The organism is Aeromonas sp. EU05-FHT14A05, from assembly GCF_058791175.1.
In genome coordinates, this window is sequence record NZ_JBYTDH010000012.1 from 1 (window position 1) to 20,591 (window position 20,591).

The 20,591-nt window shown below is 63.4% G+C and carries 21 protein-coding genes; 20 read left to right on the forward strand and 1 reads right to left on the reverse strand.

Annotation, left to right across the window (positions count from 1 at the left end):
- On the reverse strand, nt 1–1,259 hold a 1,259-nt coding region (gene rimO / locus AC3WR3_RS16085), incomplete at its 3' end, for a 30S ribosomal protein S12 methylthiotransferase RimO (RefSeq protein ID WP_492292298.1).
- Between the two features lie 293 nt (nt 1,260–1,552).
- Between rimO and befA the strand changes: the two genes are divergently transcribed.
- The 20 genes from befA to flhF all read left to right on the forward strand — a co-directional run bounded on the left by befA (nt 1,553) and on the right by flhF (nt 20,591).
- Nucleotides 1,553–2,329, forward strand: a complete 777-nt coding sequence (gene befA, locus AC3WR3_RS16090; protein WP_139435540.1) for a beta cell expansion factor BefA — start codon at nt 1,553–1,555, stop codon at nt 2,327–2,329.
- 149 nt (nt 2,330–2,478) lie between these two features.
- Nucleotides 2,479–2,829: a hypothetical protein gene (locus AC3WR3_RS16095; RefSeq protein WP_265436194.1), complete on the forward strand. Its 351-nt coding sequence runs from the start codon at nt 2,479–2,481 to the stop codon at nt 2,827–2,829.
- Nucleotides 2,830–2,954: 125 nt separating this feature from the next.
- Nucleotides 2,955–3,272, forward strand: a complete 318-nt coding sequence (gene fliE, locus AC3WR3_RS16100; protein WP_106887480.1) for a flagellar hook-basal body complex protein FliE — start codon at nt 2,955–2,957, stop codon at nt 3,270–3,272.
- A 55-nt stretch (nt 3,273–3,327) separates the two neighbouring features.
- Nucleotides 3,328–5,034 carry a flagellar basal-body MS-ring/collar protein FliF gene (gene fliF, locus AC3WR3_RS16105; protein ID WP_162519164.1) on the forward strand — a complete coding sequence of 569 codons (1,707 nt, stop codon included), beginning with the start codon at nt 3,328–3,330 and terminating at the stop codon, nt 5,032–5,034.
- Nucleotides 5,027–6,088 carry a flagellar motor switch protein FliG gene (gene fliG, locus AC3WR3_RS16110; protein WP_139435536.1) on the forward strand — a complete coding sequence of 354 codons (1,062 nt, stop codon included), beginning with the start codon at nt 5,027–5,029 and terminating at the stop codon, nt 6,086–6,088. The genes fliF and fliG overlap by 8 nt, the downstream gene beginning before the upstream one ends.
- 68 nt (nt 6,089–6,156) lie before the next feature.
- Nucleotides 6,157–6,960 carry a flagellar assembly protein FliH gene (fliH, locus tag AC3WR3_RS16115; protein WP_492292301.1) on the forward strand — a complete coding sequence of 268 codons (804 nt, stop codon included), beginning with the start codon at nt 6,157–6,159 and terminating at the stop codon, nt 6,958–6,960.
- A 174-nt stretch (nt 6,961–7,134) separates the two neighbouring features.
- Entirely contained in the window at nt 7,135–8,466 is a 1,332-nt protein-coding gene (fliI, locus tag AC3WR3_RS16120; RefSeq protein ID WP_139435531.1) for a flagellar protein export ATPase FliI, read from the forward strand.
- A gap of 16 nt (nt 8,467–8,482) precedes the next feature.
- Nucleotides 8,483–8,923: a flagellar export protein FliJ gene (gene fliJ, locus AC3WR3_RS16125; protein WP_139435529.1), complete on the forward strand. Its 441-nt coding sequence runs from the start codon at nt 8,483–8,485 to the stop codon at nt 8,921–8,923.
- An 87-nt stretch (nt 8,924–9,010) separates the two neighbouring features.
- Nucleotides 9,011–10,807, forward strand: a complete 1,797-nt coding sequence (locus tag AC3WR3_RS16130; RefSeq protein WP_492292304.1) for a flagellar hook-length control protein FliK — start codon at nt 9,011–9,013, stop codon at nt 10,805–10,807.
- A gap of 57 nt (nt 10,808–10,864) precedes the next feature.
- Nucleotides 10,865–11,371, forward strand: a complete 507-nt coding sequence (gene fliL, locus AC3WR3_RS16135) for a flagellar basal body-associated protein FliL (protein WP_042650083.1) — start codon at nt 10,865–10,867, stop codon at nt 11,369–11,371.
- Between the two features lie 10 nt (nt 11,372–11,381).
- Nucleotides 11,382–12,452: a flagellar motor switch protein FliM gene (fliM, locus tag AC3WR3_RS16140; RefSeq protein WP_042650084.1), complete on the forward strand. Its 1,071-nt coding sequence runs from the start codon at nt 11,382–11,384 to the stop codon at nt 12,450–12,452.
- 51 nt (nt 12,453–12,503) lie between these two features.
- On the forward strand, nt 12,504–12,899 hold the full coding sequence (gene fliN, locus AC3WR3_RS16145) for a flagellar motor switch protein FliN (protein WP_025326247.1): 396 nt from the start codon (nt 12,504–12,506) through the stop codon (nt 12,897–12,899).
- Entirely contained in the window at nt 12,896–13,288 is a 393-nt protein-coding gene (gene fliO / locus AC3WR3_RS16150; protein WP_492292307.1) for a flagellar biosynthetic protein FliO, read from the forward strand. Before fliN ends, fliO begins: the two co-directional genes overlap by 4 nt.
- A complete protein-coding gene (gene fliP / locus AC3WR3_RS16155; RefSeq protein ID WP_202046412.1) occupies nt 13,275–14,030 on the forward strand; it encodes a flagellar type III secretion system pore protein FliP in 756 nt (251 codons plus the stop codon). The genes fliO and fliP overlap by 14 nt, the downstream gene beginning before the upstream one ends.
- A gap of 79 nt (nt 14,031–14,109) precedes the next feature.
- Nucleotides 14,110–14,379: a flagellar biosynthesis protein FliQ gene (gene fliQ, locus AC3WR3_RS16160; RefSeq protein WP_010673927.1), complete on the forward strand. Its 270-nt coding sequence runs from the start codon at nt 14,110–14,112 to the stop codon at nt 14,377–14,379.
- 70 nt (nt 14,380–14,449) lie between these two features.
- A complete protein-coding gene (gene fliR, locus AC3WR3_RS16165) occupies nt 14,450–15,247 on the forward strand; it encodes a flagellar biosynthetic protein FliR (protein WP_202046411.1) in 798 nt (265 codons plus the stop codon).
- Nucleotides 15,240–15,575, forward strand: coding sequence for a hypothetical protein (locus AC3WR3_RS16170; RefSeq protein WP_492292310.1), 336 nt, complete (start codon nt 15,240–15,242; stop codon nt 15,573–15,575). The genes fliR and AC3WR3_RS16170 overlap by 8 nt, the downstream gene beginning before the upstream one ends.
- Entirely contained in the window at nt 15,568–16,698 is a 1,131-nt protein-coding gene (gene flhB / locus AC3WR3_RS16175) for a flagellar biosynthesis protein FlhB (protein ID WP_042650090.1), read from the forward strand. The genes AC3WR3_RS16170 and flhB overlap by 8 nt, the downstream gene beginning before the upstream one ends.
- A gap of 313 nt (nt 16,699–17,011) precedes the next feature.
- Nucleotides 17,012–19,114 (forward strand): flagellar biosynthesis protein FlhA, encoded by a 2,103-nt coding sequence (gene flhA, locus AC3WR3_RS16180; RefSeq protein WP_492292312.1) that lies wholly within the window; start codon nt 17,012–17,014, stop codon nt 19,112–19,114.
- A 16-nt stretch (nt 19,115–19,130) separates the two neighbouring features.
- Nucleotides 19,131–20,591 carry a flagellar biosynthesis GTPase FlhF gene (gene flhF, locus AC3WR3_RS16185; protein WP_492292314.1) on the forward strand — a complete coding sequence of 487 codons (1,461 nt, stop codon included), beginning with the start codon at nt 19,131–19,133 and terminating at the stop codon, nt 20,589–20,591.

The following is a 20,591-nucleotide window of genomic DNA, read 5'->3' on the forward strand; positions in this document are numbered from 1 at the left end:
GGTTTGAGGCCGGTTTCACCGTTCAGGTAGACCAGGCCGTCGATCTCGGGGGCGTCGGCGAAGGAGCGGCCGGTGGCGCCCTCTTCGTCCACTTCGTCGATCAGCACTGTCATCTCCTTGCCGACCTTGCGGGCCAGCTTGCGGATGGAGACCTGTTGCTGCAGCTCCATGAAGCGCTGGAAACGCGCTTCCTGCACCTCTTCCGGCACAGGATCCGGCAGCTCGTTGGCCTTGGCACCCTCGACCGGGCTGTATTTGAAGCAGCCAACGCGGTCCAGCTCCGCCTTGTCGATGAAGTCCAGCAGCATCTGGAACTCTTCTTCGGTCTCGCCGGGGAAGCCGACGATGAAGGTGGAACGCAGGGTGATCTCGGGGCAGATCTCGCGCCACTTCTGGATGCGCTCCAGGGTGCGCTCGACGGTACCCGGGCGCTTCATCAGCTTGAGGATGCGCGGGCTGGCGTGTTGTAGCGGTATGTCCAGGTAGGGCAGCACCTTGCCGTCGCGCATCAGCGGGATGACGTCATCCACGTGGGGATAGGGGTAGACGTAGTGCAGGCGCACCCAGATGTCGAGCTTGGCCAGCTCCTCGCACAGGGCGACCATGCTGGTCTTGACCGGCATGCCGTCGTAGAAACCGGTGCGGTGCTTGACATCGACGCCGTAGGCGGAAGTGTCCTGGGAGATCACCAGGATCTCCTTCACGCCGGCCTCTTTCAGGCGCTTGGCCTCGGCCAGTACCTCGCCGATGGGGCGGCTCACCAGATCCCCGCGCATGGAGGGGATGATGCAGAAGGTGCAGCGGTGGTTGCAGCCCTCGGAGATCTTGAGGTAGGCGTAGTGACGGGGAGTCAGCTTGACGCCGTGGGCCGGCACCAGGCTGGTGAAGGGGTTGTGGGTCGGCTTCTCCACGTATTTGTGAACGTGGCCCAGCACCTCTTCATAGGCGTGGGGGCCGGTGATCTCGAGCACCTTGGGGTGGATCTCGCGGATCTGGTTCTCTTTGGCGCCAAGGCAGCCGGTGACTATCACCTTGCCGTTTTCGGCCAGGGCCTCGCCGATGGCTTCCAGCGACTCCTGTACCGCGCTGTCGATGAAGCCGCAGGTGTTGACCACCACCAGCTCCGCATCGTCATAGCTGGGCACCACATCGTACCCTTCGGTACGCAGCTGGGTCAGGATACGCTCGGAATCGACCAGATTTTTGGGGCAACCCAAGGAGACGAATCCTACTTTGGGGGCCTGTTTTGTGTTGGACATCGCTCAATCACTCTTAGGTGGCTCTCTTATAAGGGCGCGGATTTTACCGGAATGGCTAACCAAAAACTATACAACCGAGGTTGTCAGGCCGAACAATATTTACGGTCAGCTTTTGTCCCTTGCCGTCAGGGAGGCTGTGCCCGCTCATGAGGGCACAGCCGCCGTCCCCTCGCCGTCGGGGGAGCCTGGCCCAGGTTGACCCGCTGGAGGGGACAGGCACTCAGGACTTCTTTGAGTAGTCTTTAATCTGATAGGGTGACATGTCCGCTGATGGGATATTAAAGGAGCACACAATGAAGAGCCGATCCTGGTTGATTGCCGCCGTCCTGGCACTTGCATCTGGCCCCAGTCATGCCGACTGGGCGAAATTGAAGGAAGCGGCCTCCGAGCTTGGCACCGCGGTGAGCGACACCAGCAAGGAAGCCTGGCAGGGGATCACCGACTTCTCCAAGGCGACCTGGGAGTCTGTCTCCACCTGGGGAGCCGATGCCTACAACAAGGCGGGCGCCTGGACGGAAGAGAGCGCCGCCACCGGCAAGGAGTGGTTGACGGCCGCCGACAAGAAGCTCGACACCATGCTGGAGCCCAAGACCCCCGCCGAGGCCAGAACCGCCCTGGATACCATGGCCGATACCGCCCTGGTGCGGCTGTTCAACGAGCAACCCTCCGCCAAGCTGCTGTTTGACAAGGCCTATGGCTATGCGGTGTTCGACTCGCGCAAGTTCTCCCTGATGGTGCACACCAACCAGGGATCCGGGGTTGCCATCAATCGCAAGACGGGCAAGCACACCTATATGAAGATGTTTGGCGCCGGGCTGGCTGCCGGCATGGGGGGCAAGTTCTACCAGCAGGTGGTGCTGTTTGAAGACAAGGCCAGGTTCGATGCCTTCGTCAACAAGGGCTGGGAGGCCACCTCCGAAGTGGGGGCCGTGGCCGGCAAGGAGAGTGCCGAGCTGACCGCCAAGTACAATGGCGGCATGGCCATCTACCAGATCGGGGAGAAGGGGCTGCTGCTCGATGCCAATATCTCGGGTTCCAAATACTGGCTTGATGAGGATCTGAACAAGTGACTAAGGTCCCTGGCAGCGATCCGGTATTTTTCTTTTATCATGTTGAAATACTGCCTGTTTAAATGACGTGACTTGCAGTAAAAAGGGGGCCTTCGGCCCTCTTTTTCATGGGCGCAAGCAAGACACAGTCGTTGAACAAGGAGAGTGGCATGACCCAAGCATCTGAATCTGCCGTGGACCGGCGCCGGGAGTGGGAGCGGCAGAGCATCTATCTGCGGCTGCAGGAGGGCAGTCCCATGGTCCTCTGGGTCAATGGCGATGAGGTCGAACCCCTGGCGGAAGGGGCGGCTGAGGGGGGCGTCTTCGGCTGGGGACGGGCGGACGAGGCGACCATGGCTCTGGCGCTGGCCATCGTCGCCAGGCTGGTGGCGGTGGGCCTGGTGGCCCCTGAGCAGGCCACCGAGAAGGCGCGCTTTCTGCACGACGAGGTGCTGGTCAAGCTACCAGCGGACGAGCACCGAGATCTGCATCTCGGTTATCTGAAGCTGGTGCTGGGGTGACATGAGCCGGGGCCAGGGGGCCCGCTTGTGGCTGCCCCTTGGCGCCGGCGGCCAGTCCATCTTCCCTTTTGGCACTCTAATTGCTTAAGGCTTGCCAGTGTCAATGATTTGTCTGGGAAGGGAAGATGGAAATTAGCGCAAGCAGCCTGATGCAAGAGATGCAGGCACTCAAGGTCGAAGCCGGTGCCACGCCGCTGACCCAGCCCGGTCGTCCGGTCAACTCGGATTTCGGTCAGATGCTGCAGCAGGCCCTGGACAACGTCAACGAGTTGCAGGGCAGCGCCAACGATCTGCGCACCCGGTTCGATATGGGCGACAAGTCGGTGGACCTGTCCGAGGTGATGATCGCCGGGCAGAAATCCTCCATCGCCTTCGAGGCGACGGTACAGGTGCGCAACAAGATGGTCGATGCCTACAAGACCATCATGAACATGCCGGTATAACTCGGCCCCATGGCGACCGAGCATCACGAAGATGTCAGCAATAAGGACCTGAAGAGTGGCTAACGATCCAAACGGCGATCTGCTGATGAACAACGAGGGGGCTGCCGCCCTCGATGAGCACGAGCAGAAGAGCTCGGCCCTGGGCTTTCTGTCCAACACCGATGTGTTGCGGCAGATCACCCTGATCCTGGGGTTGACCATCTGTCTGGCCATCGCCGTCTTCATCCTGCTGTGGGGCAAGGAGCCGGAGATGCGTCCCCTCGGCACCTTCAACACCCAGGAGCTGGTCTCCACCCTGGATTACCTGGATCAGCAGAAGATCCCCTATCAGGTCGAAGGCAAGAGCGTGCTGGTCAGTGCCGAGAATTATGCGGACATCCGGCTGCGCCTGACCCGCGCCGGCCTCGCCAGCAGCAGCGAGGCCAGCAACGACGGCGAAGCCATACTGCTCAAGGACTCCAGCTTCGGGGTCAGCCAGCGCATGGAGAGCGAGCGTCTGAAACTGAGCCGCGAGCGCCAGCTGGCGAGCGCCATCGAGCAGTTCCAGAACGTCGCCAAGGCCCAGGTGCTGCTGGCCATCCCGAAAGACAACGTGTTCGCCCGCAACGAGCGCAAGCCGAGCGCGACCGTCGTGCTGAGCCTGAAAGGGGCTGCCCTGGGCCAGGGGGAGGTGGACTCCATCGTCGACATGGTCGCCTCCGCCGTGCACGGCCTGGAGCCGACCCGCGTCACCGTGACCGATCAGAACGGTCGCCTGCTCAACTCCGGCTCGCAAGACCCGCTCTCTGCCCAGACTCGCAAGGAGTTTGCGATGCAGCAGAAGCAGGAGCTCGAATACAAACAAAAAATTGACGCCATCCTGATCCCGGTGCTGGGAGCCGACAACTATACCGCCGAGGTGGATCTCTCCCTCGACTTCTCCCAGCAGGAGCAGACCCGCAAGACCTACAATCCGGACCTGCCTGCGGTGCGCTCCGAGATGACGGTGGAAGAGAACAGCGCCAATGGCAGCAATGGCGGCGTGCCTGGTGCGCTCACCAATCAGCCCCCCGCCGCCTCCAGCATTCCCGAACAGGCCGCCGGCGCTGAAGGGGGAACCGGCTCTTCCGGCCGCTCCCGCAAGGAGGCGACCCGCAACTTCGAACTGGACACCACCGTCAGCCACATCCGGCGCCAGCAGGGCGGCATCCGCCGCATGACGGTGTCGGTGGCGGTGGATTACAAGGCCACTCCCGGTGCTGAGGGGGCCGTCACTCGCGAGCCCCGCAGCCAGGCCGAGCTCGATACCCTGCGCCGTCTGCTCAGCGGCGGTCTCGGCTTTGACGTGACCCGGGGAGACACCCTGGAGGTGGTTGCCATTCCGTTCAACCGCCCCGAGCTGGAAGCCGTGGCCGACATGCCTATCTACGAGCAGCCCTGGTTCTGGCGCGCGGTGCGCATCGCCGCCTCGGTGCTGGTCATCATAGTGCTCATCGTCACCGTGGTGCGGCCCATGCTCAAGCGCCTGCTCTACCCGGATGCCAAGCCGGAAGGGGAGCTGGACTTCGACAACCACACCGTACTGGGTGGCGACGACGAGCTGAGCCTGCTGGCGGCCCAGGCCGAGGCCGAGCCGGTGTTCGGCTTGCGGGATGGCCAGCTCAAGCTGCCTGATCTGCACCGTGACGAGGACCTGCTCAAGGCCGTGCGCGCCTTGGTAGCGAATGAACCAGACCTGGCCGCTCAGGTCATCAAAGAATGGGTAACGAACCGAGATGCCTGAAGAGAAGAAAAACCAAGTCACCGGTAACGACATCACCGAAAGCCAGCGCCAGATCCTGGATCAGATGGGCGGGATGGAGATGGCGGCGGTGCTGATGCTGAGCCTCAACGAGGAGGATGCCGCCCAGATCTTTCGCCACCTCGAGCCCAAGCAGGTGCAGCGGCTCGGCATGTCCATGGCCTCCATGTCGGATTTCAGTCACGACCGGGTGGCGGCGGTGCATCGTCAATTTATCGACGACATCCAGAAATACACCAACATCGGCATCGGCAGCGAAGACTTCGTGCGCAAGGCCCTGGTGGCGGCGCTCGGGGAGGACAAGGCCAGCAACCTGGTGGATCAGATCATCCTGGGATCCGGCGCCCGCGGCCTCGACTCCCTCAAGTGGATGGATGCCCGCCAGGTGGCCAGCATCATCCAGAACGAGCACCCGCAGATCCAGACCATAGTGCTCTCCTATCTGGAGCCGGAGCAGTCCGCCGAGATATTGAGCCAGTTCCCGGAGCAGGTGCGCCTCGACTTGGTGATGCGTATCGCCAACCTCGAAGAGGTGCAACCGGCGGCGCTGCAAGAGCTCAACGACATCATGGAGAAGCAGTTCGCCGGTGCGGCCGGGGCCCAGGCGGCCAAGATGGGTGGCCTCAAGGCGGCCGCCAACATCATGAACTACCTGGACACCAACATCGAAGGCCAGCTGATGGACTCCATCCGCGAGTCGGACGAGGAGATGAGCCAGCAGATCCAGGACTTGATGTTCGTGTTCGAGAACCTCATCGACGTGGACGATCGGGGCATCCAGACCCTGCTGCGGGAAGTGCCTGGGGATCTGCTGCAACGGGCCCTCAAGGGCTCGGACGACCAGATGCGCGAGAAGGTGTTCAAGAACATGTCCAAGCGGGCCGCCGAGATGCTGGCGGACGATCTGGAGGCCATGGGGCCGATCCGGGTCTCCGAGGTGGAAGCCGCCCAGAAGGAGATCCTCTCCACGGCACGCCGTCTGGCGGACGCGGGCGAGATCATGCTGGGGGCCGGCGGTGGCGAAGAGTTCCTCTAAGCCATGGGCAATGGAATGTGCGATGATGTCGCCCCCTTCGTCCGGCACGCCAGGAGTGTCTTTCGCACATGAATAACAAGAACAGCAAGCTGCGGGGTTATGTCAGACCCGAGACGGACGAGACCCGGGTAGAGGCCTGGGGCTGGCCCGAGATGGAGGTCGAATCCGAGATCCAGAGCAATGCCCTGGGGCTCGGCCCTGACTGGTATCGCCAGGAGCAGGCGGACGAGATGCCGCCAGAAGAGCAGCCGGAGGAGCCCACCCCCAGCATCACCGCCGAAGAGGTGGAGGCAATCCGCCAGGCCGCCTGGGAAGAGGGGATGGCCGAGGGGCGGGAGGCCGGTTTTGCCAAGGGGCTCGAAGAGGGCAAGCTGGAAGGCTTGCAGCAGGGCCATCAGGCGGGTCTGGAGCAGGGCCGCGAAGAGGGGCTGGCCCTGGGCCGCGACCAGGTGGAGCAGGAGATTGCCCACTGGCAGGGGCTCGCCGCCCGCCTCGCCAATCCGCTCCAGGAGCTGGATGGCGCCGTGGAGCAGCAGCTCATCACGCTGGTCCAGCAGCTCGCCCGCGCCCTCATTCGCCACGAGGCCGAGACCTCCCCAAGACTGCTGCTCGAGGCCCTCAAGCAGGGCCTTGCCCTGCTGCCCGCCGCCGAGCAGGGGGTCACCTTGATGCTGCATCCGGACGATGTGGCCCGGGTCGAGCAGGCCTTCGGCGCCGAGGAGTGTGCACGGCGCCACTGGCGGCTGCAAAGCGATCCCACCCTCTCCCCGGGGGATCTGCAGCTGGCCACCGAACTCTCCAGCATCGATCTGACCCTCACGGGGCGCATCGAGCAACTGCTGCGCAACTTCCTTCGTGACAATGCTGGCTGACACCCTTTTCCGGTCAGGCACAGGGGAGCCAGGCTGCTGCGCACCCTCTCCCTTCGCGGCAATGCCGGCTGACACCCTTTTCCGGTCAGGCAAGGGGAAGCCAGGCTGCTGCGCACCATTTCCCTTCGCGGCAATGCCGGCTGACACCCTTTTCCCTTTCTCTCTGGAGGCGCGATGACCGCATCCCTGCTCAGTCGACTGCAAGGCTACCGGGTCCGCGATCTCGCCCCCATACCGCCGGTGGCGGGCAAACTCACCCGGGTGGTGGGGTTGACTCTGGAAGCCATCGGCTGCCGCGCGGCCATCGGTGCCCTCTGCCGCATCGATACCCAGGACGGCGTGCTGGAGGCCGAAGTGGTGGGCTTCTCCGGTGATCGGCTGTTTCTGATGCCGAGCGAGCAGCTCAAGGGGGTCATTCCCGGCGCCCGTGTGGTGCCCATCACCGAGGATCACGGCATCCCGGTGGGCATGAACCTGCTCGGCCGGGTCATAGACGGCATAGGTCAGCCCCTGGACGGGCTGGGCCCCATCATCTCCTCCCAGACGGTGCAGTTCGCCCAGCATCGCATCAACCCCCTGGCCCGTCGTCCCATCCATGAGCCCATGGACGTGGGGGTGCGCGCCATCAACGCCGTGCTCACCGTGGGACGGGGTCAGCGGATGGGGCTGTTTGCCGGCTCCGGGGTCGGCAAGTCGGTGCTGCTCGGCATGATGACCCGTGGCTCGGTGGCGGACGTGGTGGTGGTGGGCCTCATCGGCGAGCGGGGCCGGGAGGTGAAGGAGTTCATCGAGGAGATCCTTGGCGCCGAGGGGCGCGAGCGCGCCGTGGTGGTGGCGGCGCCGGCCGATGCCTCGCCGCTGATGCGGCTCAAGGGGTGCGAGACGGCGCTCGCCATCGCCGAGTATTTCCGCGAGCAGGGGCTCAACGTGCTGCTGCTGATGGACTCCCTCACCCGCTACGCCCAGGCTCAGCGCGAGATCGCCCTGGCGGTGGGGGAGCCGCCGGCCACCAAGGGCTACCCCCCCTCGGTGTTTGCCAAATTGCCGGCGCTGGTGGAGCGGGCCGGCAACGGCAGCGACGGCCAGGGCTCCATCACGGCCTTTTTCACCGTGCTGACGGAGGGGGACGATCTGCAGGATCCCATCGCCGACGCGGCGCGGGCCATCCTGGATGGCCACATAGTGCTGGCACGGGAGCTGGCGGATGCAGGCCACTACCCGGCCATTGACATCGAAAAATCCATCAGCCGGGTCATGCCCATGGTGACCTCACCTGAGCACATGGAGCTGGCGCGCGCCTTCAAGCAGTTCTACTCCCTCTATCAGCAGAACCGGGATCTCATCACCATAGGCGCCTACAGCCAGGGATCGGATCCGCGCATCGACAGGGCCATCATCCAGAAACCCTATCTGGATCAGTTCTTGCAGCAGAAGATGCGCGAGGTCATTCACTACGACGAAGGCCTGCAATCCCTGCAGCTGGTGGCCATGCCGCTGATGCGTTAACCGGTGGAGAGCCCTTATGAGTAAAGGATTGACGTTGCTGGCGGGCCGGCTGCTGGAGGCCGAACAGCAGGCCGCCATGGCGCTGGCCAAGGCCCAGCAGGATCTCAAGCTGTTCATGGATCAGCAAAACGCCCTCAACCAGTACCGCCAGATCTATCACCAGCAGTGGACGGATCGCGGCCTGCAGGGGATCACGCCCCAGCAGAACAGCCAGTATCACGCCTTCATCAACAAGCTGGAAAATGCGGCGACCCAGCAGTACCAAGGGGTGCTGCAGGTGCGCGAGGCGCTGGCCCAGTGCCGTACCCAGTGGCTCGAAGCCCAGCAGCGGCGCAAGGCCGTCGAGCTGCTGCTCGAGAAGCAGGCGGGACGAGCGCAGCTGAAGGCCCAGCGTCAGGAGCAGAAGATGCTGGACGACTACGCCATACTGCGACGCTATCACCATTCTGGCCTGTAACTTGCTTTCTATTGCCAACACAGGCTAAGACGCCGCCTCCGCCCCTGGATGTGCGGTCATCACAGGATTGTCGTCAGGGATCCCAGCATGATACAGACCCAGTTAAACCTAGCGCCCAGTCAGGCAGTCCCTGCCGACGGCGCCCTGTCGCCCTCGCTCCTCGCCGGGGGGGAAGGAAAGGATCTGTCGCTGGCGGACGGCAAGGCCGCATTTGCCGATGCCATGGCCAGGGCCCAGCTGGTGGGCCAGGAGCCATCGGCCAGTCAAGGGGGTGACGACGCCCTGGCTGCGGCCACCCCGGATGCCAAATCTTTGGCGTCTGCCGAGGCAACGGGCAGTCAGGAGACGACCAGCAAGGCGCCCTCTGAGGAGACCGAGCTTCCCCCCGAGGATTTTTTGCAGCAGCTGCAGGCCTCCCTCAGGCAGGATGTCAGCCTGGTGGTGCCCCCTGCCTTGCCCCCCCAGGAGGTGACGGCGACCGTCGACGGCAATGACTTGCCGCCCGAGTCGCATCCCGTGGCACAGGCCGCGGGGCCTGTGATGGCGGGGACGGCGCCTGCCTTGCCGGTGGTGGTCGATGGGCAGGGCGCAGAGGCGCTCCCCCTTGAAAATGAAGAGAGCGGGCTCGCCGCTGACAAGGCACCCGTCGCCGCAGGCAAGGGCCAGCCCTCGGAGCCGCAGCAGAGCGAGCAGGCCACTGCCGAACACAGCACGGCGGCGCCCAAGGGCGGTCAGCCGGCGGCCGCGGTGGCGACTGAACCCTTGTCCGGCGAGGCGCGGGCGGCCCTGCTTGCCAAGGTGGTGGCCGGTGAGGCTCCCCCTGTGCCGGCGAGTCAGGGCTCGGTGGCGGGCGGGCAGCCGTCCGGGCCAGTTTCCCATGACGAACAGCTCACCGCGGCCTCCGCAACCACCGCCAGGGCCTTCGACGCCGGCGTGGTCAGGGTGGAGCCCCAGGGCGGGGCGCAAGCCACGCCAGAACCTGGCACTGCCGGTGGCGAGGGCGACAAGGCGAACCCGGCTGGTGACGCCCGGGAGGCCAAGCCAGGCGCGGCCCCCAGAGCCGAGACGGCGGCCAGTGGCACCACTCCCCAGCCCGCTCCATCCAGCCCGGATCCCGTGCTGACGGCGCCCCAGCAGACGCTGGCGCGTCACGAGTCCCAGGGGCCGCAAGCCTCGCTGACGGCGCTCTCGGCCGGCATCCAGCAGATGGAGGCCGAACCCGCGGTGGCCGTCGGAGCCGCCGTGGATCTCAAGCCGGCGGCGCAGAAATCCAGGCTCGATGAGCTGGGCAAGCAGCTCGGGATCGAGGTCAAGGGCACCGAATCGAGCGAGGGAAGCCAGCCGCTGCAGCATGCCCAGAGCAGCGATGGCAAGCCGGCGGCCGAGGTGAGCGCGCGGCGGGAGCCCCAGAGCCTGCCGCACCTCAAGCTGGCCACCCCGGAGGCGCCAGCCCAGTTGCACCAGAAGGTAAACCTGATGCTGGCGGACAAGTTGCAGCAGGCGGAGATCCAGCTAGACCCCCTGGGCCTTGGCAAGATGAAGATCCAAATCCAGCTGGATGCCTCCAGCCAGGCCAGCGTCCACTTCGTGGTGCAGCATGGCCAGACCCGGGAGATGCTGGAGCAGGCCATGCCGCGGCTGCGGGACATGCTGGCGGGGCAGGGGATCCAGCTCGGTCAGACAGTGGTGCAGCAACAGGCGCAGCAGCAGGGGCAACAGCAGCAGGGACAGCCGTCATCACAGGGCCAGTCCGGCTTCGGCGGTCAGGGTCAGCAAGGGGGAGGCTTTGCCGGTGGCGACCAGTCGGAGGGGGAGGGCAGGGCCCGCACCCTGAGTCTGCTGGTGGAATCGACAAACGATGCCGGAATTGATTTCTATGCTTGATGCCTGCCCGAGTAAGTTTATGATACCGAACAAGTTTGAGACTAGGGTGGACAAGGGATGGCAGACGATAACGAACTGACGCTGAAGGACCCGGCGGCGACCAAGAAAAAGAAGCTGATCATGATAGTCGCCCTGGTCGTCATCCTCCTGGGAGGCGGCGGGGCCGGTGCCTGGTTCATGTTCGCCGGTTCGGACGAGCCGGCGGCCGACACGGCCGAGGCCAAGCCCGAAGCCAGTGCGCCCCAGCCCTCTCTCTATGTGGGCATGCCGCGTCCCTTCGTGTTCAACGTGGCGGGCGGGCAACGGGATCGGCTGGTGCAGATCAAGATCCAGCTGATGGTGCGCGGGGCCGCTGACGAGACCCTGGCGAAACAGAACATTCCCCTGATCGAAGGGACCCTGCTGCGGGTCTTCAGCGCGGCCACCGCCGAGCAGCTGATGACCTTCGAGGGCAAGGAGAAGCTGCGTCAGGATTCATTGGAAGAGTGTCGCCGGGTCCTGAAGGATCTGGTCTCTTCCCCCGTAATAGAACAAGTGCTGTTTACCGGCTTTGTCATGCAATGAAAGGTGAAGCGTGAGCGATCTGTTAAGTCAGGACGAGATTGATGCCCTGCTGCACGGTGTCGATGATGTCGAAGAGGAAGAGCTAGGGGCGGCCGGGGATCCCGGTATCGCCCAGTTTGACTTCTCCTCCCAGGACCGCATCGTCCGTGGCCGCATGCCGACCCTGGAGCTGGTGAACGAGCGGTTCGCCCGTCACATGCGCATCAGCCTGTTCAACATGATGCGGCGCACCGCCGAGGTGTCGATCAACGGCGTGCAGATGCTCAAGTTCGGCGAGTACGTGCACACCCTGTTCGTGCCGACCAGCCTGAACATGGTGCGCTTCCGCCCCCTCAAGGGGACGGCGCTCATCACCATGGAGGCGCGTCTCGTCTTCATCCTGGTGGAGAACTTCTTCGGCGGCGACGGCCGCTATCACGCCAAGATCGAGGGGCGCGAGTTCACCCCCACGGAGCGGCGCATCATCCAGATGCTGCTCAAGCTGGTGTTCGAGGACTACAAGGATGCCTGGGCGCCGGTGATGGATGTCGGCTTCGAATACCTCGACTCGGAAGTGAACCCGGCCATGGCGAACATCGTCAGCCCCACCGAGGTGATAGTGGTGAGCTCCTTCCACATCGAGCTGGATGGCGGCGGCGGCGACTTCCACGTGGCCATGCCCTACTCCATGCTCGAACCCATCCGCGAGCTGCTGGATGCCGGGGTGCAGAGTGACAAGGGTGACACCGACGTGCGCTGGAGCAAGGCCCTGCGCGACGAGATCATGGACGTCAAGGTGGAGCTCAAGGCCAAGCTGCTGGAGACAGAGCTGACCCTGCGCGAGCTGATGGAGCTGCAACCGGGCGACATCATCCCGGTGGAGATGCCGGAGAACCTGCTGGTCTTCGTGGAGGACCTGCCCACCTTCCACGCCAAGATGGGGCGCACCAAGGAGAACGTGGCGCTCAAGATAGTGGACAAAATCAAGCGCCCTGACGGAGTCAAGACAGAGATGCATCTGGTGACCCGGGGGGGCGTGCGCATCGATGGCGAGGCCGAGCTGGAAGAGCTCGAGCGCAGCATCGCCGATAAACAGCCCTAACAGACCCGGTCGCCAACGACCTGGGTCAAGAAGCAGCATGAGGAAGTGAAGATGAGCGGAACCGATGACGAGCAGGATCTGATGGCTGACGCCTGGGCTGCCGCGCTGGAAGAGCAGGTGACGGCCGAGGCCAAGCCCGCCCCCCTGGAAGAGTTGAAGGACGACGCCCCCATCAGTGCCGAGGAGCGGCGCAAGCTGGACACCATTCTGGACATTCCGGTGACCATCGCCATGGAAGTGGGGCGCAGCCAGATCAGCATTCGCAACCTGCTGCAGCTGAACCAGGGCTCTGTCGTGGAGCTGGATCGGGTGGCGGGCGAGCCCCTGGACGTGCTGGTCAACGGCACCCTGATCGCCCACGGCGAGGTGGTGGTGGTGAACGACAAGTTCGGCATTCGCCTGACCGATGTCATCAGCCAGATAGAGCGAATTAAGAAACTCAAATGATCCGTGCTCTCGCTCTGATACTGTTTGCCGTCCCCGCACTGGCCAACCCTGCCAACCCGGGGGCGGGCGCCACTCCCCCCAGCATCACCTCCTGGCTGCTCTCCAGCCTGATGGTGATCGGCCTCATCCTGGTGCTGGGCTTCCTGCTCAAGAAGAGCAAGCTCACCCAGGTGATGGGGGGCGGTCAGATGAAGGTCATCGCCACCCTGCCGCTCGGGTACAAGGAGAAGCTGATGGTGGTCAAGGTGGGCGAGCAACAGCTGCTCATCGGGGTGACGCCGCAGCAGGTCAACTTCCTCTATCGCCTGGAAGAGCCCCTGGACGAGCGTCAGCCCCAGGCCTTCTCCCAGCAGCTCGGCAAATTGATGGGCAAGCATGAAAAAAGTTAACTGGATCGGGGGCCTGGGCCTGCTCTGCGTGCTGCTGTCGCCCCTGGCGATGGCCCAGGACGGCATGTCGGCGCTGACGGTCAAGACCATGGCGGATGGTAGCCAGGAGTACAGCCTGACCCTGCAGGTGCTGGCGCTGATGACCGCGCTCTCCTTCCTGCCGGCCATTGTCATCATGATGACCTCCTTCACCCGGATCATAGTGGTGCTCGGCATCCTCAGACAGGCCATAGGCCTGCAGCAGAGTCCGTCCAACCAGGTGCTGATCGGCATCGCCCTCTTCATGTCCTTCTTCATCATGTCGCCGGTGCTGGATCGCATCAACGAGGAGGCGCTGCAGCCCTATCTGGCGGAGACCATAGGGCCCAAGGAGGCGCTGGAGAAGGCCGAGCTGCCCATTCACCAGTTCATGCTGGCCCAGACCCGGGTCAAGGATCTCAACACCTTCATGGAGATAGCGAACGTGCAGGTGGAGAAACCTGCCGATGTGCCGCTGCGGGTGCTGATCCCGGCCTTCGTCACCAGCGAGCTCAAGACCGCCTTCCAGATAGGCTTCATGCTGTTTCTGCCCTTCCTGGTCATCGATCTGGTGGTGGCGAGCATACTGATGGCCATGGGGATGATGATGCTCTCCCCCATGCTGGTTTCCCTGCCGTTCAAGCTGATGCTGTTCGTCATGGTGGATGGCTGGAACCTGATCCTGGGGTCGCTCGCGACCAGCTTCGGGCTGGGGGCGGGGTGATGCCGTCCCTCAAGCTCATCCCGGTGTCCCTGGCCAGGCTGGTCGGGACGGGCGGTTAAGTCGCGCAAGGAGCACGAACATGAGTCCTGAAACCTTTGTCGACGTATTCCGCGAGGCGCTCTGGCTGGTGACCATCATGGTGTGCGCCGTGATCCTGCCGAGCCTGATGGTGGGGCTGGTGGTCGCCATCTTCCAGGCCGCTACCTCCATCAACGAACAGACCCTGAGCTTCCTGCCCCGTCTCGTGGTCACCCTGCTGGCCCTAGGGGCCGGTGCCCACTGGGGCTTGCAGAGCCTGATGGACTTCTTCCAGCTGATGGTGAGCCAGATCCCCGAGGTGGTCGGCTGATGCCAGTGTCGGCATTTGCGACCGTCAGGCTGCCGATGACGACCCGTCCCACGGCTTTCGGAGCGGCGGCGTGAGCTATACCACTGCGGTGATCATGGAGTGGCTGGCGTCCGTGCTCTGGCCGCTTGCCCGGGTGAGCAGCCTGCTGATGGTGATGGCGGTGTTCGGCAGCCGGCTCGCTCCTGCCAACGTTCGCATGGGGCTGGCGCTCGCCATCACCTTCATCATCGCCCCTCTGCTGCCCCCCATGCCCAAGGTGGAGCTGTTCTCCGTCGGCAGCTTCCTGGTGCTGGGGCAGCAATTGCTCATCGGCATAGCGCTCGGCCTCATGACCCAGTTTCTGCTGGAAAGCTTCGTGATGGCGGGCCAGATCATCGCCATGCAGACCAGTCTGGGCTTCGCCACCCTGGTGGATCCCATGAACGGCCAGTCGGCCCCCGTGGTGGGCCAGTTCTACCTGATGCTGGCGACCCTGGTGTTCCTGGCGGTGGACGGCCACCTCCTGATGATCAGGATGGTGGTGCTGAGCTTCGAGACCCTGCCGGTCTCGGACAGCGGGCTCAGCCTGCCCGCCATCCGCAGCCTGGTGAGCTTCCTCGGGGTCATGTACCAGGCCTCCCTGGTGATGGCCCTGTCGGCCATCATAGCCCTGCTGCTCATCAACTTCGCGTTCGGGGTCATGACCCGGGCGGCCCCCCAGCTCAACATCTTCAGCATCGGCTTTGCGGTCAGCATGATGTCGGGCCTGTTTATCCTCTGGCTCACCATAGGGGGTTTCATGGGGCACTTCGATTCCCTCTGGGAGCGGGTGCAGGAGACCAGCTGCGAGCTTATCAAGGTCCAGTGCCTGGGGGGGCAGAATGGTTGATACCGGTCTGCTCGACAGTTGCCAGCCAGTCGGGAGACTGCATCTCATTGATACCGAGCGGGTCAACGGCACCGAACAACCAGGCCATGCTATCGGCTGGCTGATCGACAGCGGCCAGTCAGTCGGGGGACTGCATCTCATTGATACCGATCGGGTCAATGGCACCGAACAACCAGGCCATGCTATCGGCTGGCTGATCGACAACGGCCAGTCGGTCGGGAGACTGCATCTCATTGATACCGATCGGGTCAATGGCACCGAACAACCAGGCCATGCTATCGGCTGGCTGATCGACAGCGGCCAGTCAGTCGGGGGTCAGCGTGGCTGATACCGATCAGGAACGCACAGAACAACCCACGGGCAAACGACTGCAACAGGCCCGGGAAAAAGGGCAGATTGCACGCTCCAAGGAGCTGGGAACCGCCAGCGTCCTGCTGGCGACCGTGTTCGGCTTGCTGATGATCAAGGAGAGCCTGGCGGGTGCCATGGTCAAGGTGCTCACCATGGGCTTTACCCTGGACCGGGATCAGGCCTTCGATCCCAACGCCATGGGGGTCATGCTGCCCACCCTGCTGTGGGAGCTGCTGCAACCCCTCGGCCTGCTGTTCCTGCTGGTGACCATAGCCGCCTTCGTGGGCAACACCCTGCTGGGGGGGATGAACTTCTCCTCCGAGGCCATGCTGCCCAAGTGGAGCAAGTTGAGCCCCTTGAGTGGTTTGAAGAGGATGTTTGGGGTGCAGTCCTTGGTGGAGCTCGTCAAGTCCATCGCCAAGGTGGTGTTCATCAGCCTGTTCGCCTGGTGGATGCTGTCGAGCCAGTTCAATCACCTGCTCAATCTCTCCCTCGAGGGTTTCCCCGGCGGCATCATAGACGCCCTGGATCTGCTGCTGTGGATGCTGATCATCCTCTGCTGCGCCCTGATCCCCATCGTCGCCATAGACGTGCCCTTCCAGACCTGGAACCACAATCGCCAGCTCAAGATGACCAAGCAGGAGATCAAGGACGAGTTCAAGGACAGCGAGGGCAAGCCCGAGGTCAAGGGGCGGATACGCCAGTTGCAGATGCAGATGGCGATGCGCCGCATGATGGGGGATGTGCCCAAGGCGGACGTCATCATCACCAACCCGACCCACTACTCGGTTGCCCTGAAGTACGACGCGGGCAAGCCGGGGGCCGCGCCCAAGGTGCTGGCCAAGGGGGTGGACGAGGTAGCGATGAAGATAAGGGAGATAGCGCGGGAATACGACATCCCCGTGATGTCCTCGCCGCCCCTGACCCGGGCCATCTACCATGCCACCGAGATTGGCCAGGAGATCCCCGAGGGGCTGTTTGCCGCCGTGGCCCAGGTGCTGGCCTACGTCTATCAGCTCAAGAAGTTCCGCCGTGGTCGTGGCCGCCGTCCGACCCCGGTCGCCAGGGATCTCCCCATTCCGCCGGAATATCGCAAGTAATCTCTATTTTGGGAGGCGCTGGTTGTCTCCATCCCCAGGGATCAGTCCACTGTGCCACCGGAATATTGCATCTAGCCTCGCTCCCGCCCCGTTTGCCATGGATCGGCTCGCTATTCCCCACACTGATCACCATGGCGCTGCCCATTCCAGCGGGATTTGCGGGCAACACCTCGCTGCCCATCAAGCTACCCGAACGTGTCCTCCGACGGACTTCTGACAGCATCAAAATAAAATTCATATAAATCAACTTGTTGGGTAATTGGCTTGATATTTGCTTTAATTCGCCATCGGCAGTGGTAAATCGAGAAGAGCGATGGGATTAAAGGCTGGAGTGAGCCGTTTCAAAGAGTACAGATGGTTGCTCAGCAAGGGGATAGGGACCCCGTTGCTGGTGCTCGCCTCCCTCGGCATGGTGGTGCTCCCCATACCGCCCCTGATGCTGGATATCCTCTTCTCCTTCAACATCGCCCTCTCCATAGTGGTGCTGCTGGTGGCCGTCTATACCCGTCGGCCGCTGGAGTTTGCCGCCTTCCCCACAGTCCTGCTGATAGCGACCCTGCTGCGGCTCGCGCTCAACGTCGCCTCCACCCGGGTGGTGCTGCTGGAAGGCCACAACGGCAGTGCGGCGGCGGGCCATGTGATCGAGGCCTTCGGCAACGTGGTGATCGGCGGCAACTATGCGGTGGGCATCATCGTCTTCATGATCCTGGTGATCATCAACTTCGTGGTGGTCACCAAGGGTGCGGGCCGGATCTCCGAGGTGAGCGCCCGCTTTACCCTGGATGCCATGCCCGGCAAGCAGATGGCCATCGATGCGGACCTGAACGCCGGTCTCATCAACCAGGAAGAGGCGAAGAAGCGCCGTCAGGACGTGACCCAGGAAGCGGACTTCTACGGCTCCATGGACGGTGCCTCCAAATTCGTGAAGGGGGATGCCGTCGCCGGCATCATGATCCTCTTCATCAACATCATCGGTGGCTTCATCATCGGCATGATGCAGCACCAGCTCAGCTTCGGTGAAGCAGCCGAGATCTACACCCTGCTCGCCATAGGTGACGGCCTGGTGGCGCAGATCCCGTCCCTGCTGCTCTCCATCGCCGCCGCCATCATAGTCACCCGCCAGAATACCGATCAGGACATGGGCACGGCCGTGCTCGGCCAACTGTTCGAGAACCCCAAGGCGCTGGTGATCTCCGCCGGCATATTGCTGATGATGGGCAGCGTGCCCGGCATGCCGCACCTGGCCTTCCTGAGTCTGGGGGCCGTGGCGGCAGCGGGCGCCTGGTGGCTGCTGCGCCGGGAGAAACTGAACAAGGCGAGGGCGGCGAGCGGTGAACTCTTGCCGGCCCAGGGGGATGCCCCGGTGGAGCAGAAGGACCTGAGCTGGGACGACGTCATGCCGGTGGACATCATAGGCCTGGAGGTGGGCTATCAGCTCATCCCGCTGGTGGACAAGAACCAGGGGGGCGAGCTGCTCAACCGGATCAAGGGGGTGCGCAAGAAGCTCTCCCAGGAGTTCGGCTTCCTGGTGCCTGCGGTGCATATCCGCGACAACCTGGATCTCGCCCCGAACCAGTACCGCATCACCCTGATGGGGGTGAGCACCGGCGAGGCCACCGTCTATCACGACAAGGAGATGGCCATCAACCCGGGTCAGGTGTTCGGCCAGATCCAGGGCATAGCGACCCAGGATCCCGCGTTTGGACTAGAAGCTGTCTGGGTCGCCAAGGATCAGGTCTCCCAGGCCCAGACCCTTGGCTACACAGTGGTGGATGCGGCCACCGTGGTGGCAACTCACCTCAGTCAGATCCTCTCCAACCATGCCGCCCTGCTACTGGGTCACGACGAGGTGCAGCAACTGCTGGACATGATAGGGAAGCATCAGAGCAAGCTGGTGGAAGGGCTGGTTCCCGAGGTGATCAGCATGGGCAACCTGGTCAAGGTATTGCAAAATCTCCTCAATGAAGGCGTGCCAATTCGCGATATGCGCACTATCCTGCAGACCCTCGTGGAATATGCGCCACGCAGCCCGGACCCGGAAGTGCTGACCGCCGCCTGTCGTATCGCCCTGCGCAGGCTGATCGTGCAGGAGATTGCCGGCCCCGAGCCCGAGCTGCCGGTGATCACCCTTTCACCAGAACTGGAACGCATATTGCATCAATCCCTGCAAGCAGGTGGGGGAGATGGCGCCGGTATAGAGCCGGGACTGGCGGAGCGGATGCAGCGCTCCCTGGTGGAAGCCACTCAACGACAAGAACTGGAAGGCCAGCCGGCCGTGCTTCTGACATCGGGGATATTGCGCAATACCCTGGCGAAATTTGTCAAGAATGCCATTCCTGGATTACGCGTCCTGTCTTATCAGGAAGTGCCTGATGACAAGCAGATCCGCATCGTCAGTGCGGTGGGACAGGGCTAGTTAGCGGAGATGACGGGTGAAGATTAAGCGGTTTTTTGCCAAAGACATGCGCACGGCGCTGGCCGAGGTCAAGGAGACTCTCGGGCCGGATGCCGTCATCATGTCCAACAAAAAGGTCACCGGTGGGGTGGAGATAGTCGCGGCCGTCGATTATCAGTCCCAGGTGCCTGGACCTAAAGATGCGCCGGTTCGCCGTCAGTTGAACGATGAGAGCGTCAATATCTCGTCTGCGGGCAAGCAGATGACGCGCTCGGCTCCCCCCAAGGAGCAGAACGAATACTATGCCGATACCCTGGCGGCCCTGCTGGCGCGCCAGCAGAAGCTCAACCCTGCCAATCCGGCGGGCAACGGCACCCCAGCTCCGGCACCATGGTCCGGGAATGGGGCCGCTGGCGGCAATCAGTCCGCGGGACTGGCGTCCGCCAACGGCGCACCCAGGACGCTGGCCGAACAGGGCCAGTGGGGTGCGGCCCCCGAGCCTGCCAAGCCGAAGGCGCGTCCTGCCCCCGGCCCCCGTGCTGCCCAGTCCGCCCCGCGGGATCAGGAGATGGAGGGGATGCGCAAGGAGATGGCCAGCATCCGCAAGCTGCTGGAGCACCAGATCTCCGGTCTGATGTGGCAGGAGGTGGAGCGCCGCGAGCCGATGCGGGCGCTGCTCATCAAGGAACTCAAGAAGATGGGGTTCGATGATGCCTTCGCCGATCAGCTGGCCGGGCTTATCCCGGAAGACATGCCCATCCATCAGGCCATGGCCCAGCTGGCCGAGGTGCTGACGGCCCAGCTCAAGATCAGCGAAGACGACATCTTGCGCCAGGGCGGTGCCGTGGCGCTGCTCGGCCCTACCGGGGTGGGCAAGACCACCACCATCGCCAAGCTGGCGGCTCGCTTTGCCATGAAGTATGGCGCCGAGCAGGTGGCCCTCATCACCACGGACAACTACAGGATCGGGGCCCACGAACAGTTGCAGACCTATGGTCGCATCATGGGTTGCCCGGTGCGTCAGGTACGTGATGCCGAGGAGCTGGCCAATGCGCTCTATCAGTTCCGTCACCGTCGGCTGGTGCTCATCGACACCGCCGGGGTAGGGCAGCGGGATATCCGCCTGACCGAGCAGCTCGACACCCTGGTCAAGAATGCCAAGGTGCGCATTCGCAGCTACCTGGTCATGTCAGCCACCTCCCAGCGCCGGGTGATGCAGGAGGCGGTGGATCACTTCCGGCGCATTCCGCTCTCCGGCTGCATCCTGACCAAGCTCGACGAGAGCCTGAATCTGGGTGAGGTGATCAACGTATGCATTCAGAACGCCCTGCCCATCAGCTACATCACAGATGGACAGCGGGTGCCGGAAGATATTCAAGTTGCCAATGCGGCGCTGCTGGTCGGCGCGGCCATGGGCTCGCTGGAGCGGGAAACAGAAGACCCTTACTTCTGGGGTTCAGGCTTTGGCGAGGCCGAAGATTCGGAGTTTTATGAGTAA